The following is a 15,619-nucleotide window of genomic DNA, read 5'->3' on the forward strand; positions in this document are numbered from 1 at the left end:
AGCACACAGTAGTTCGATGAAATCGTCATACTGTGTGTTTGATGTTAGTTTTGTAAGTTAGACAGTAGCTTTTCACAAGTGGCTTTTAATTGCTGTAATTCTTCAATTTCTAACTGGCTTTTACAGAAAATACCATTAGGAACCGACAAGGCGCGTTCTCTTAATTCACGGCCTTGGTGGGTTAGAAAAACCAGTCGAATGCGTTCATCTTCGTTACTTCGCTCTCTTGTGATGAAGCCTTTTACTTCTAAACGTTTCAGTAAAGGTGTCAGCGTACCGGAATCAAGATGAAGGTCATGACCGAGATCTTTTACATTAATGCCACTTTTTTCCCAAATAACCATCATTGTTAGGTATTGAGAGTAAGTAAGATCAAGTTCATTTAATAATGGGCGATACGCTCTGATCATGGCATTCGATGCGCTATAAAGAGAGAAGCATACTTGGTTTTTAAGTAACAATTGAGGTGCTTCCACTTCATTTTTACTGTGTTTCTCAGTTGAATTCGTCATTTCACACCCTTATTAAAAATAGATTGTGCACAATATACTTGTATTTTGTCTTCGGATCGACTTATACTTATCGAAAGTGAATTGTGCGCAATCTAATTGCTAGCGATTGAAGTGGTTAATTATCGTATTTAATTTAAAGGACATCATTATGACGACGCTATATACAACAAAAGCAACAGCATCAGCAGGACGTAACGGCCAAGTAACGACAGACGACAACATGCTTGATCTTGCTTTAAGCTACCCTAAAGAAATGGGCGGAACAGGGGAAGCAACAAACCCTGAGCAATTGTTTGCGGCAGGTTATTCTGCGTGTTTCTCAAATGCGATTATTCACGTAGCTCGCGAGATGAAAATCAAATTAACGCAAGCGCCTGTAACCGCTGAAGTAGGCATTGGTCCAAATGATACGAACGGTTTTTCACTCACGGTTGCATTGGTTATTACGTTGGATCTAGAAAATACGGAAGCGCAAGAATTAGTGAAAATAGCACACCAAGTGTGCCCATACTCAAATGCAGTTAAAGGCAATATTGATGTGAAACTGTCAGTAAATGGTATTGCACTATAATTGATTCAATAAGTTGATGTGATTAAGGAAAAATAACGTGAACACTTTATTGTTAACCGCTGGTCGTGTACTTCTGGCATTGTACTTTTTAATCCCCGGCATCATGAAATTTGTGTCGTGGGATATGCATATTCAATTGATGGAAAAGCATGATATGCCATTTGTGCCTGTTTTACTGGGACTTGCTGGTGTTTTCCAAATTGGTGCCGCAGTTTTACTAATAGCGAATCGTTTTACGTGGATAGTCGCCTTATTATTGGCAGGATTAGTGTTGGTTATTAATGTGTCGTTGCATGATTTCTGGAATTATTCAGGATTGGAAGGTGCACACGAGATGCAGAATTTTATTAAGAACTTAGGTATTTTTGCTGGTTTATTGGTACTTTCTGGTCACTCAATGCCTGAGTGTTGTAAAGAAAAAGCCAAATCGTAATAACGATATAAAACAATCTCAAATTAAAATAGTAAAAAAGGGATATGACGTTAATCATATCCCTTTTTGTTGTCTGTTATTTAAGATGTGCTAAGTAAAGCGTTTATTATTTTTCTGCGGTGAAGAAATCGTTATACAGCATGTAAAGGTGAGCAGAGCTCCAAGAGAAGTTTGGTGCACCTTGCTGTTCACCCGTTAGTGGGTTGTAGTTTTCGCGGATAGGACCATCGCCAACCAAGCCATCTGCATGATCAAAGAAAGCGCCTGCCATTTCAACCGCATCGTCACGATAGCCATAGCTTTCCATGCCTTTTAGACCAAAGTAAAATTGATCAACCCACACGCGTCCACGCCAGTAAATATCAGGACCAAAAGCAGGGCTTGTTAATGCCGCAGTGCCTAATGGAACATATGTATTGAACTCTGCAGGGTCTTTCATTACTTTTACAACGGCATCAGCATTGGCTTGCGTTGCGGCTTTATTGAAGAGTGGTGACCAACCTTCTGGGCCTTTACCGCGCTCAACAATTGGTTTACCTGCACAGCCATTAGCCAGAGGTTTATCTTCAATACGAATATCGTAGAAGAACCCCGTACCTTCATCAAACATACACGTATTGATGTAGCTTGCTAAGTGGTCGGCTTTTTCACGGAAAATAATGGCTTCATCACTGCGGCCTATTATGTCAGCCATTTCCGCTAGGTATTGATTATCACTGTACATGTAACTTGCTTGATCCACGGATTCTTGCAGCAATGAATAGCCCAGTAATGTGCCGTCTTTATCTCTGTTTTGAGCGAATTTCACTTCCCAATCAGATCGTTTTCCGCCATTGGCGACATAAGCATCCAGTTGATCTTTATCTATGAAACCAAAAGCGGCGGCGTCATCACGACCTGATTCCCAAGAAGCGGCAGTTTGTGCGGGGATCTCAATGTGGTCATAATCACCAGATTGAATGATCTCTTGGTATTTATCTAGGCCAGACAATTCTTCTGTTTTGCCGTTACGTTCAACCGTAAACAGCATCTCGCCCGCGTCAGTATTGTGGGCTTTGTCGCGTGAAGCTCCGTATTCTGGTACGCCATTGCCATTGTTATCACGGTTATGTAACCACCAATCATGATACGCGACCAGTTTAGGGTACATTTCTTCTAACCATGCTTTATCATTAGTGGTTTTGTAAACTTCCATAACCGCCCATGCGGCAAGGCTTGGCTTAGTATTTCGTTCGTTCCAATTCCCGCCATCACCGCCACGCTCAGGGCTTGTGTTGTAGGCTAATAAATCAGGAATAAAACCCGCATCCCAAGGACGAACTTTATCGTCGGCTTGAATTTGATAAGCAAACATCGCGCGAATATTGTCTTTTGCTACTTCAGGGTTGAAGTGTGCCATTGCATACGCTTGCTTCCATGTATCCCACGGCCATGTTTGGTTGCCAGAGAACCAACGAGCCGTGACCGATGGAGTGACAGAATCAAACTCCATTGCACCAGCCGCACCGCGCCAGTTACCGTTTAAGGTTTCCATTGCTTTTACTGCAACACGCTCTTGCGCTGGGGTTGCGTTTGGATTACTTAACCCTCTTTCAAGGTATTCTTGCCAACGATTTTCGGTTGCCGACATGTATTGATTCGGATTAGCTAGAATATCGTTGATTTTCGCTTGTTCTTTTTTGTTTTCTTCAGCCGTTAATACATGAGAATAAGTGGTGTAAATAGTAGTGGATTGCTCAATATTAGCGGTAGAAGTAAAGGTTAAGCCATCAACAGTAGTCGCTGTTGGAATTGATTTATGAACTTGATATTCAGAGGCTCCAGACGTTAATAACGACCACGTTGCACGCACTTCACCAAAAGTAACCGTTAGTCCATCGTTAGTTGGTACGATAGTGCGGTTGTAATCAGGGTAGGCCTCTGCAATGGTTTTGTTTGATTGAGATTCTTCTTCTTTCGCGTGATTGCCTTCAATCAGCTCACCATCCCATACTAATTCGACTGGAGAATTGGTTGTTATTTTAGTTTCAACTAATGACGTACGATTGGTTGCAAAGCGTAATGTGAGTTCTACTTTTACGTCATCAGAGGTTAGGGTTTGAATCAACGCGCCCGGTAAGCTGTAGGCTTCCATGGTGAACTGTACTTTTCGCCCGTCTTTATACACACTCAAACGGTCAAAATTATTGGCCATGAAGTTAATGTATTCTTCTGTTAATAATGCGGTGCCAGAGAATCCACCCATGCCATCATCATTGTCAGGGAGAAGATGACCGTGCCATGAGCCCATGTCAAAAAATGGGTTAAAGCGTTGATGATCATCAAAATCATAATCACGCATGTATTCTGGAGAGCCGGTACGGTCAATCACATCTTTAAATTGAGTGGCAGTAGGTTCAGTTGCGCCATCTGTTGCTTTACAGCCAATAACGGACAGAACGGTAGCGACAGCAAGTACTGAAAGTTTTAATTTCATCATTAAATTTCTTACCCTTTAAAGTAAAAGTTTTACTAAAATTAACTGGTTAAATAGTAGTAATAAAAAGAAAAGGTGTCCGTGAAGTTAGTCTCATATAATGGAGCTAAATTTACGAATAATGTGATTCTCTTACCAATAGTAATATTGCATGATGAAGATTTCGTTGGCTGAATCTGTCGTGTCATTGTTCATGAAAAACTTAGTGTCAATAGCCGTCGCAAATTTGCCACCGGCGTATTCATACCAAACACCGCCATTAATATAAGACGTGGTTTCATCTTCAGCGGTGTCTAGTTTGGTATTGGCGTAGTTATAAGCCGCAGAAAGATAAACGCCTTTTGCCACTTCATAATAGGCACTGGTCATTATGCCTGTTTCTGTCCCTTCGCTGATGTCATTACCTTGATCGGTATGATGCCAGACACGTGCTGCGAGGGTTTTATATTCTGCGCCAAGTAAATACATTTCACCGTCGCCATCGGTAAATTCAGCACCGCCAAGCAAGGTGAGATCTTCTGCAATATCGTATTGAACATAACCATTTACAAACGCAGAGTAGCTGTATTTATTGGCGTATTCATCGTATCGACCGAAGTGAACAAGAGCATCATCTTCAGAGAAGTCTGACTCTGGTGCCGCAGAAACACTGTAGCGAAGGGCTCCTTCTTCATTACGTATTTTAATTCCTACGTTCACATCTCGTGTATTTGGTAGGGTATAACCATTTTCTGGTGTCGAATCTCCCCACCATTGAATATCATCCAAAGAAGAGTCAATGCGGCCGGCAATAAACTCGGTACCTGCGTCAGTTCTATATCCGGCATAGAATCGATTTATTCCTCCTTCAAAGCCCCCCCAGCCATGACCTGTTGCCCACGCATTACCGTCATCATCCGCTTGTACTGTCCAGCCCTCACCGTAAATTAAGCCAAACCAATTGCCTTCTTCAATAGCGAGTCCGCCTTCAATATAGGTGCCATCACTGTAGCGACCTTTATCGTCACCATCAAAGAAAGTGCGACCACCAATGCCCATTTCACCGTAAAAATCAGTTTCAATGGCATGGACATTCGCTGTTAAAAGTAGAGTAGAAAGTAAAGACAGCTTTGCAAAAGTAGGTTTCATGTTTAGAGGTTCTCACTGTTGTGGGTAAATTTTTCTTATTAGAAATTGATTGGGTTACTCAGTAATAAATGAATACGGAGTTAATTATCAATAAAGAAAGAATAGCGAGGAGAGATAAGAAAAAGAAGAATAAAACGGCATAAATGTGAGAGAAGTGAGATTGTTTTTATCTATATTTACTTAAAGTTTTACTTCTAAAAAAATCTAATTTACGTAGACCTAATTAGGGAGTATTTACTTAATCTTCATGTATTGTTTTGGTGAGCGGCCTAATGTTTTTTTGAAGAAAGAGATGAAAGCGCTGACCGATTCATAGCCTAGATCTTCAGCAATGCGTTGAACCGCGTCTCCAGAAGAGAGTTTTTGCAACGCCAATACAATATGTAATTGACTGCGCCAATGGCCAAAGGTCATTCCTAACTCTTGTTTTACTAATCTTGATAGCGTTCTTTCACTCATGGCAAAGCGTTTTGCCCATTCACCAACAGTGAGACGGTTGCTTGGATCACCGTACATTTCTTTGGCTATTTTATGTAAGCGAGGCTCTGAGGGGATAGGGAAATCGAAGTGCTCTGCTGGCATAGCGGTTAGTTCATCAATCAGGACTTCAACTAATCTTGCCGTTCGCCCTTCGGCTTCATAATGTTGATCGACGGACGATAACGCAATGATCGACTCTCGCAATAAAGGGGAGATAGACAAGGTACAGCTCTTCTCTGGGATACCTTTTATATCGGGATCAATAAAAAGCATACACACATCAGAACCTGATGAAATTCGATTGCTGTGAAAAACTTGGCTTGGGATCCAAACGGCACAATTTGCAGGCACCATCCAAATGGCGTCGGCAATGGTACAAGTGACAAATCCGCTTAACGGCATCACCAATTGACCTTTTTGATGCTGATGAAAGACCGTTTCTTCTTCTTGATTAATACGAAGAGCTGTGACTTTTTGTGGGTAGGCATCAGAATCAAAATTATAAAACATTGAATCGTTAGGCATGACTTTGACCGTTTATCGTTATTTATTGTCAATATACATAAATTCGGATGAGAAAGTAAAGTATATGATGGAGCCTAGATTTAAGGAGATTGATATGTCACATAAAAATAAAATTAAAAAACTGGCGCACCCTGGGCTTTTGATTGTTGGGATTTTACTTATTGCGAGTAATCTTCGAGGTCCAATTACGGGAATTGGTCCCATCTTAGATTTCATTTCAAAAGATTTGGGATTAACCGCAACACAAGCCGGAATGCTCACAACGGTTCCTCTGCTGGCCTTTGCTTTCTTTTCTCCTATCTCGTCAGGATTAGCTCGAAAAATAGGATTGGAATCGTCGTTAATGATGGCTTTGATTGCGATTACCGTCGGGGTTCTTCTTCGTTCGACAGGCACAGCTCCAATGCTGTTTTTAGGAACCAGTATTATCGGGGTAGGTATTGCGATTGGTAATGTATTGCTGCCAAGTTTACTAAAGCGAGACTTTCCAAAGCAAGTGACGACGTTTACGGCTATCTATGTATTAATGATGGGGGTTGGATCAACCATTAGTTCAAGTTCCGCTATACCAATGCTAAATTTAGCAGACTCTTTGGGTATTACTGCGATACCAAATTGGGCGGTGTCATTGGGCTCGGTTATTATCTTTCCCATTATTGCTATTGCAGTGTGGTCATCACAATTAGGTAATCGTACGGCGCCAACGAAAGATACGGCACAAATTGACAGTCACAGCTATATCTGGAAAACGGCTGCGGCGTGGCAAGTGACGGTTTTCTTAGGGTTGAACTCATTCATCATGTATATCTTCATTGCTTGGCTACCAACTATCTTGGTTGATAATGGGTATTCAGAGCATCAAGCGGGGTATTTACATGGGATTCTACAACTGTCAACGGCGGTACCTGCGTTAATTCTTATTCCGTTAATGTCGAAAATGAAAGACAAACGAGTATTAAGCGTGTTGATGTCTGCGTTAGCGTTTGTTGGTATCTGTGGTTTATTAATGATGCCAGCGCTGGCGGTTGTTTGGATAATCATGTTTGGTTTTAGTTGTGGTGGTGGTTTTATTTTAGGTTTGTCGTTTGTTGGTATTCGAACTCACGATGCACATCAAGCGGCCGCGTTATCAGGCATGGCTCAATGTATGGGTTATCTGCTTGCGGCAGCGGGGCCTATTTGTTTTGGTTTGTTGCATGAGATGACAGGAAGCTGGAATGTACCATTGATGATGTGTCTTGGTGTTTGTGTTGCGTGGGGTGTAACGGCAATGTTTGCTGGGCTACCATATACGATAGATAAAAAAGGTCATGCCAAACGAGTGTAATATTTATTTCATGCTGATTGATTTTAGACAGTAGTTGAATAAGAACAGAGACAAAAAAGGCACTGAGGGAATCAGTGCCTTTTGTCATAATTAAGGGAAACTAAACGCTAATTTGTTTCTTGCCTATGTTTATTTTTTGATTTCTTTTGTTGCTGATTGTTCACTTTTCGCTTGTTTCTTTTCAAAGCGAGAGATCCACCACCATGCAAGTGCTGAGAATACCGCAGTCATAAAGACATTAATAAAGAACGCTTTAACTAAATCAACACCGGTTGGGAACGCAGATGCGGTCATACTTACAACAAAGATAGCAATAAGAACAGACACCACACTCATACCAAACTTACGAGAACCCATGCGGAAATCACGTGGTGTGTCATCGTATTTAAGACGGAAAACAAAGTAAGCAACCATGATAAAGATAGGCGGTAACATTGCTGTACCAGCGGTTAGGTTGATAGCGGTGTTCATCATCTCTTGTACTGATTCAGAACCAAAACCATTTACGATTAACATCACAACAACGAAAGCGAACTGCCACCAAGCGGCGCGAACAGGTACGCCGTGTTCATTTAGCTCTGTGGTTTTTTCACCGTAAACGCCCTTTGGAATTTCAGAAAAGTGAATTTTAACTGGAGCCGCAGTCCACATCATCATCGAGCCAAACATAGCGATGAACAGAACGATACCAACAAAGCGACCAACTAATGATTCAGAGACATTGAAGTACTGAGCCATACCCGTAAATATTTCAACCATACCACCTGCGTAAGTCAACGATTCACGAGGAACAAATACGTTCACTAACAAAGAGCCTACCGCGTACATAGCGCCTATAAGAACACCTGCTGCGATGATTACTTTAATGAAGGTCTTCTGACCGCCTTTCACATCTTTCAAGTAGGCTGCGGCGGTTTCTGCACCACCGGCTGCTTGGAAAATCCAACACATAATACCCAGTGTTGCCCAGTTAATGGTTGGTGTCATTGCTTCTAGTGTGACTGGCTCAGCAGGAACGTGATCCCCACCAAGTGCCATTAGTGCACCAATAACGTAAATGCCAAACAATGCGAACACACCGTATGCGACGAGTTCTGAAATTTTACCTAACCAAGATGCGCCTTTGGTTGAAATATGGGTAGCCCCCGCAAACAACACAATAGATATGATAGAAGTCACCATTGGTGAGAAACTGTATTCATAACCCAGCATTGCATAAGACGCGTAAGCGATAACGTTAGGCAATAGAGAAATAAACCAAAATAGATTTACGAACCAATAAAGGAAAGAACCTAAATACGCGGCTTTACTGCCTAATGGTTTTTTTAGCCAATCGTACATTCCTGATTCAGAGTCTTTGTTTGCAGAAACAAACTCAGAGATGATGAATACGAAGGGAATAAAGTAAACAAGGGTCGCAAGTAAAAAGATGGGTGCAGAACTCAGTCCCAATTCGATATTATTATTCACAATGTTACGGACGTTAAATACCGCCGCGAGCGTCATCGACAGTAAGGCAAATTTACCTATCGTGCCTCGTAAAGATTCAGACATAGTAATAGCATCCTATATGTTTGCATTAAATATTCTAGTAAGTTTTAGTAAAATTATAGTAGTTAGTTTTACTAAAACTTACTGTGAGATGTGTCATTAAACGGAGAATAAGAAAGCAGCAAACTGTGATGGTGATCTACGCAACACTGAGAATAATGATCCGTATTAAAAGAAAAGCGGGAATTGTGCACCAATATTTATTGGTGCAGAGGAGTGATACATAGCAAAATGCATAAGGTTATGTTGAATTGCGATGTTCAATAAGCAAAAAAACAGCCCTGTAGAACTAGCTCAGGTAGTTATTGATATCAACGTCATCACATTGTTCTGGATTTAAGTGTGTTTCTGCATATTTGAGATAAAGACCTGAGGTTAAAAATAAATTAAATAAGTCTTTATCTATATGCTTATCTTTAACCATAAAACTCATTATTTTTAGAGATTCCGTTAATGTTTTTTCTTTCTTATATGGTCGATCGTGACTGGTTAGGGCTTCAAAAATATCAGCAATAGCCATTGCTCGTGCGGTGAGTGGCATTTCTTCTGCTTTTAGTCCCATAGGGTAACCAGTGCCATCGACTTTTTCATGATGGCCACCTGCTATTTTTGGAACATCCTTCATCGTTTTTGGGAATGGGAGTGCTTCTAGCATTTTAATGGTTTGAATAATATGGTCATTTATTGTGAATCGCTCTTCATTATTTAGCGTTCCACGCTGAATTGATAGATTATAGATTTCACCAATATTATTTTTGTATTCGGGTAGCTGTAATGTGAAACGTGGATCTTGATCTATGTTGGTTGTTCTCGGAATGAGGTGAGATTGATTGTCTTGTAAGAGAGTAACGGTTAAGGGAATAAAGTGGCTATTCGAGTTATGTAAACGTGCTTTTTCTTCCCATGCAAGACCAAGGCTATCATCTAAGGTTTGCGTCCATGTTTGTTGACCAATGTGGTGTATTTTTTCGATGTTTTGTTCTGATAAGAACTCATCACCCACATTTACCCTCGCAATAAGAGCAAATTCTTCATCTAATCGTTGCCATTCTTGTTCCAATTCTTCTCTATACTCATCAGGCAGTGTGTTGTTGAACACTTGTTTCCATTGTTTTATTTCAGCGTCACGTTTTAATACTTCAAAGCGGGTTCGTATTTCATGAATTCGATTGTAAATAGTCTCTAATTTTGTTGCTTTATCAACGACGTATTCCGGCGTGGTTATTTTTCCGCAATCATGCAGCCATGAAGCTATTCTTAATTCCTCTTTTTTTGTTGAATTCAGTGTGAAATCGTTAAAGGGTGGAGTAGAAGAATCACTCGCCACTTGCGCAAGCCATTGGGTTAATAGAGGCACTTTCTGGCAATGGTTTCCAGTATAAGGAGACTTTGTATCAATCGCACTTGCCATTATTTGAATAAAAGAGTTGAGTAAATCCTTTTGATTCTGTAGCATTTTTCGTCCTTCGAGAGCGATGGAGGTATAATTCATTAATGACTCGAAGTAGCTGAATTGCGTATTACGCACATACTCACTGTTTTTTACATCAAACACTAACACCATCGCCCCTATTGTTTGCTTTTCTCTAGAAAATAAAGGAAAGGTGATAGACCATATTTGTTCGCTGTTTAAGCCCAATTTATTCTGTTCTTGTTTGTCGAGCTGATTAATATTCAGGTTTTCAAAGGGTTTCTTTTTAATCATTATATGTTCAATGGTTTTTGCTATTTTTTTATCATCTAAAGCAAAGCTTTCTAATTCACTAATGTCTTCACTTTGTGTATTTGCTCGCCATGCAAACTGAGGATCTATGTGTGTTTCTTTATCATTGATAAGATAGAGATAAGCCGCGGTGGCTTTAGTGGCCTCTGCGGTACTGCGTCCAATAAGTTTTATTGATTCCTCAAAATCATGTTCTTTTGATATTGAGTTCGTTAGATTGAAGTAATTTTCTATTGCTGATTTCATACTGGTAATCGATCGGGTCAGATTCGCTATTTCAAGTATTTTAGTCGATGTATGATCGATAGATGAAAAATCAAATGTGGATATTAGTCGTGCTTGCTCTGTGGCTTGTTGGATCGGTTTTGATACCCTTTGAGATATGAAATAGACACAGGGAATCGACAGCATTAGGATAACGAAAGACCACAAAATGGTTTGTTGGCGAATAATATAGGCACTAGATAACAACTCTGATTTTTTTACCGCAATCAATAAGTTTAATGATCGTTCAGCATTAATCGGAACTGAAAATATTTTCCCATACCAATGTTCGCCATTGTTTTGATATTGTTGAATTTCTTGGTCTAAATTGATGTGATTAATTGAATTTAATACCTCAGAGTTAAATAAATCACTCAAATTAATAATTTTACTTTCTTCTTTTTTAATTAAAGCGAGGCTAGAGGCATTACTTGCGTAAACGATGTTTTTTTCATCATAAAGCACTCTAAGAGAGGAGGGGTGGATAGCCGTGCTTTTTAATACATGACTGAGTTTTTCCATTAAAATATCAGCACTTACAACAACGTTATTCTCTGCTTTCTTATGAATGGTTAAACCAAATTGTTGTAATCCTGGAAAGTAACGAGGTTTGGATAAAACGATTTTTTCTTTGATCGAATTCTTAAACCAATTCTCATTTCTTGGGTCATATTGATGTTCATTAAGTTCATCTGAACGGATAAAACGTGCTTGGTCATCGTAGAAAAAAACGGTGGTTTTATTTTCGATAACAGAGTTATGATTGATGAAGAAATAGTAAGTATTCTCTGGAGTGTTTAGTTTTTTTCTAAATAAGGAATTACCTAATATACCAACCCCAAACCAATCGCCATTTGGAAAGGAAATACGATACGTCGAGACGTGTTTGTGTAAATCTAAGAGCATCGCTAATTCGGTAAAGTAAGCGTTGCGCTGCTCTAATGTTTCGGTATAGACGATATCTCTTTTGGAGAGCTTAGCTACTGCGTTAAAGGCGGGTCTATATTCACTTCTTATTGAGGATCTTGTTTCTGTCGATATTCGGTCAAAAATGGTTGAGGTGGCTTCAAGTAAAAGTTGATTGATGCCTTTGTTCATTATGTATATTTGCACCGAACAGATGACGATGATCATTACCGTAAACAACGTCGATATATGAATGTGCAGTGGAAATACTAGCTTATCTTTTATTTTTTTTATTAGAGATATCATAACGCACCATTTATTTTTTTATCTAGAATAAAAATAGTGCACAAATGGTAAAAGATCGATGGTTAGGTACGGATAAAATGGCAATAAAAAATCCGAGAATATAGATACTCTCGGATTTTAGTCGCTCGTTTTCCTTAATTAAACGTTGGTAAATTACTGAACGGCAGGTTTTGATTCTTCAAGACGCTGCTCTTTGCTTAATGACTGCTCATACTTGTTGTATTTCCACCAAGCGTAGCCAAGGAAGATAACAATACCGCCGACGTTATAGAAGATGATGGTCATGATATCTCCACCCGTCGGGAAGGTCGATGCAAAGAAACCAACCGTAAAAATACCAATTAGAATTGAAACTACTGTGATACCAGTGAAGCGAGAGCCCATTTTAAAATCACGCTCTAGGTGGTCCAATTTTATACGTAAATTTAAGTACGCAATCATGATAAACAGAGGTGGAAGCATAGAGGCTGCCGCTGTCATGTTAATGATGGTGCTCATTAAGTCTTGTACCGTATCAGACGCTAATGTTGGGATAAACATCAGTGGAATAACGATTAAAAATTGAATCCATGCGGCACGTACTGGCACGCCTTCTTTGTTTAGGGCGACTGTCTTTTCACCAAAAATACCTTTTGGAATTTCAGAGAAGAAGATTTTAACCGGTGTAGCTGTCCACATTAGTAACGAACCTAGCATTGCAGTAAACGAGACGATACCAACAAAACGGTTCATGATAATTTCAGAAAGACCGAAGTGTCTTGCCATGCCTTCAAATACTTGTACTGAGCCACCTGTAAATTTCAACTCTTCACGAGAAACAAATACGTTAGCAACAATTGAACCAACAGAATAAAGCACACCGATAAAGATACCTGCAATGATGATAACTTTAACAAAAGATTTGTGTCCACCTTTGATGTCATTTACATAAACCGCAACTGATTCTGCACCGCCCGCCGCCATGAAAATCCATGTAATAACTCCTAGGAATGCCCAGTTAAATGTTGGAGTCATTGCTTCAATTGTGATTGGGTCTGCTGGTTCAATACCACCAAGAAGTGCGCCACCTGATAGAAGAATGTATGACAAGGTGAGTAGCAGCATTAGTGATGAGGTAATTGAGGTAATTGGCCCCAACAGTTTCGCGCCATTGTTTGATACATGGGTCGCGACAGCAAACAATAACGTACTTAATACCGCGGTTGTTAGTGGCGTAAATATGTATTCAAACCCTAAGAAAGCGTAAGACGCATAAGCGATGATTCGTGGTAAAAGAGAGGTGAAAAAGAATAGATTAACGAACCAATAAGTATACGCGGTAATGAAAGCCCAACGTCCACCTAATGAGCTTTTTACCCATGCGTAAACACCGGCTTCAGAGTTTTTATTTAGGGATACAAATTCGGCCACAATAAGACAAAATGGCACAAAATAGAACAGGGTTGCAAGGAAGAACATAGGTGCAGAGGATAGCCCGATCTCAATATTATTATTGATGATATTATTGAAGCTATAAACTGCAGCAAAAGTCATAGACAGTAAGGCGAACTTGCCTATCGTTCCACGAGTTGATGTAGACATAAGGTACTCCGATGAATCACATATTGTAGGTATGATGGGAGAGATTTAGTCGCGATTTGCGATCTAACCTCTCCCTATTATTTGGCTCTGAATATATTTCCAGATGCCATTTATTTTTATATTGTTTTCTAGTGCTTATCTTGATTTGTTATTTATTCAGGAAGTAACCGTCTTCGATAGTGACTTTTATAACCACTTTACGAACACGATTATCGCCATGGAATTTGTACGCTTTGCTGTTATCAAATACAGCCACTTGGCCTTTACAAAGTTGATGTATTTGACCGTTGCCATTTAGGTGTTCACGGTCAGTTTCATCTGAATAGGCTTGCACACTTTCTAGGTCAGACTTATCAGCCACTTCAACGGTTTCACGGCCTTCGAGGTAATAGTGAATGTCGAAATAACGACGATTACCTACAAAGTTTCCTGTGTTTTTTGCAACGCCATCTTCAATCATATAAACCAAAGAATCGCCAATCGAATACATAACCCCATCTCTAAGATTGCCAATGTTTTCAATTGCTTCTACACAACGGTTCCATTTACGGCCGTCACGATATACCACTTTAAATTGCTCTAGGTTGTCTAAAATGATCATTACTTTTCTCCGCCTTCAACTGTTGTTTTTGAAGTGAATGTCGTATTTGAGGTAAATGTGTGATTTGCCAATGCTTTTGGTGAGCAACCACCTTGTTGGAATGGAACCAAAGTCAGTGCGTACTGGAATTTATCCATGTACACACGGTATGAATCTAATACTTCAGAGCCCCAAGAGTTAGATCCTAATCCCATCAGTTTGTGGTCAAGGTTTAGCGTAATGTAGCCACTCTTCTTAAGCTCAATCGTGTGCTGCGCTTCATGGATGTTTTGGTTGGTATAGAACCAAGCACTGAAGTTAATCTCTTGCTCAGGTTTCACAAACAGACCAGAACCATGACGATTCGCTAGCGATGCCCAACGAACGTGCTGACGATTACCGTTATTTTGTGGGAACGGGTAGTTCTCAAACATATTCGCTACAGTTGTTTGGTACACATCAATCATGTTTGCTTGTTGGCTGTCTTGGTAGTTCTCTTCAGGACCACGACCGTAGTATTGCACTTGGTCAAACTCGTTGTTGATGCCTAAATCTAAGCCAAGTACAGGGATAACATGAGGGTAATCACCGTAACGCTCACCAGAGAGTTGAATATTTAGCTGACCTTCTTTGTTGATTTCATACACGTAAGTACAACGCATACCAAAATCAAACACAGGTGGCGCAATAATGCTGGTTACTGTGAAAGTAGCTTTACCATTTGAGGCATCAAGTTCAATAGAGCGGAAATGCTCTTGCATGATTTGAAGATGCGCAGGCTCCCACAGACCTTCATGCTCTTGCTTATGGTTATCCACCATTGGTTTGAAGAAATTCAGCTTAGGTGAGCTTGCTATTAACTCTTCACCGTTCACTAGCCATGAGGTTAATTTACCGTTCACTTTTGAGAAAGTAAGCGCAAAGTTAAGCCCTTTTACAACATAATCTAAACGAGATGTTGTGATATCAAGAGCTATCGCATTGCTGTTTGAGAACACTGGCAGTTGCTCTGTGTTTTCTTTTAACTGAACTTGGTAAATCGCAATGTCGTGATTCGCTTCGCTATACAGAGTGCGAGAATCTTTACGTACAGTGAAGTTAATGAAGGCTTCACGGCCGTCTAGCTCTGGCAGTGCGATTTCAATATCACGGCTTGAGTTTTCAGCTAAACCTTCTACTTTAAGCGTGGTGCTTTGCAGTGTTTCGCCTTCAGCACGGATCTCTGCGGTAATGGTGTAGTCATCAAGATTTGAGAA

General features: G+C 40.1%; 12 protein-coding genes. 3 read left to right on the forward strand and 9 right to left on the reverse strand.

What is annotated here, in order from left to right:
* Positions 1–44: 44 nt before the first annotated feature.
* Positions 45–512 (reverse strand): MarR family winged helix-turn-helix transcriptional regulator, encoded by a 468-nt coding sequence (locus tag AACV33_RS03745; RefSeq protein WP_182699896.1) that lies wholly within the window; start codon positions 510–512, stop codon positions 45–47.
* Between the two features lie 148 nt (positions 513–660).
* Here AACV33_RS03745 and AACV33_RS03750 point away from each other — a divergent pair, with 148 nt between their 5' ends.
* Together AACV33_RS03750 and AACV33_RS03755 are read left to right on the forward strand one after the other, a co-directional pair.
* The gene (locus tag AACV33_RS03750) at positions 661–1,083 is read left to right on the forward strand and encodes an organic hydroperoxide resistance protein (RefSeq protein WP_017021830.1); all 423 of its coding nucleotides are present in this window, start codon (positions 661–663) and stop codon (positions 1,081–1,083) included.
* A 37-nt stretch (positions 1,084–1,120) separates the two neighbouring features.
* A complete protein-coding gene (locus AACV33_RS03755; protein WP_023603038.1) occupies positions 1,121–1,516 on the forward strand; it encodes a DoxX family protein in 396 nt (131 codons plus the stop codon).
* Positions 1,517–1,622: 106 nt separating this feature from the next.
* On the opposite strand, the gene ygjK is transcribed toward AACV33_RS03755, so the two are convergent.
* From ygjK to AACV33_RS03770, 3 genes are all read right to left on the reverse strand, one after another.
* Positions 1,623–3,992: an alpha-glucosidase gene (gene ygjK / locus AACV33_RS03760; protein WP_182699901.1), complete on the reverse strand. Its 2,370-nt coding sequence runs from the start codon at positions 3,990–3,992 to the stop codon at positions 1,623–1,625.
* Between the two features lie 132 nt (positions 3,993–4,124).
* Entirely contained in the window at positions 4,125–5,120 is a 996-nt protein-coding gene (gene ygjJ / locus AACV33_RS03765; protein ID WP_017021827.1) for a protein YgjJ, read from the reverse strand.
* A gap of 234 nt (positions 5,121–5,354) precedes the next feature.
* Positions 5,355–6,125, reverse strand: a complete 771-nt coding sequence (locus AACV33_RS03770; protein WP_182699897.1) for an AraC family transcriptional regulator — start codon at positions 6,123–6,125, stop codon at positions 5,355–5,357.
* 94 nt (positions 6,126–6,219) lie between these two features.
* Here AACV33_RS03770 and AACV33_RS03775 point away from each other — a divergent pair, with 94 nt between their 5' ends.
* Positions 6,220–7,452: a CynX/NimT family MFS transporter gene (locus AACV33_RS03775; protein ID WP_023603041.1), complete on the forward strand. Its 1,233-nt coding sequence runs from the start codon at positions 6,220–6,222 to the stop codon at positions 7,450–7,452.
* A 129-nt stretch (positions 7,453–7,581) separates the two neighbouring features.
* Here AACV33_RS03775 and AACV33_RS03780 read toward each other — a convergent pair whose 3' ends face one another.
* From AACV33_RS03780 to AACV33_RS03800, 5 genes are all read right to left on the reverse strand, one after another.
* Complete coding sequence (locus AACV33_RS03780) at positions 7,582–9,006, reverse strand: amino acid permease (RefSeq protein ID WP_182699898.1); 1,425 nt, start codon at positions 9,004–9,006, stop codon at positions 7,582–7,584.
* A gap of 286 nt (positions 9,007–9,292) precedes the next feature.
* A complete protein-coding gene (locus AACV33_RS03785) occupies positions 9,293–12,202 on the reverse strand; it encodes an HD domain-containing phosphohydrolase (RefSeq protein WP_255458536.1) in 2,910 nt (969 codons plus the stop codon).
* Between the two features lie 153 nt (positions 12,203–12,355).
* Positions 12,356–13,783, reverse strand: a complete 1,428-nt coding sequence (locus tag AACV33_RS03790) for an amino acid permease (protein WP_182699899.1) — start codon at positions 13,781–13,783, stop codon at positions 12,356–12,358.
* 148 nt (positions 13,784–13,931) lie between these two features.
* Entirely contained in the window at positions 13,932–14,384 is a 453-nt protein-coding gene (locus AACV33_RS03795; RefSeq protein WP_182699900.1) for a beta-galactosidase subunit beta, read from the reverse strand.
* Positions 14,384–15,619: beta-galactosidase domain 4-containing protein (locus tag AACV33_RS03800; RefSeq protein WP_220488592.1), on the reverse strand; the 1,236-nt coding region annotated here is incomplete at its 5' end. The genes AACV33_RS03800 and AACV33_RS03795, both read right to left, overlap by 1 nt.

Source organism: Aliivibrio sp. SR45-2 (genome assembly GCF_963890165.1).
GTDB lineage: Bacteria > Pseudomonadota > Gammaproteobacteria > Enterobacterales > Vibrionaceae > Aliivibrio > Aliivibrio salmonicida.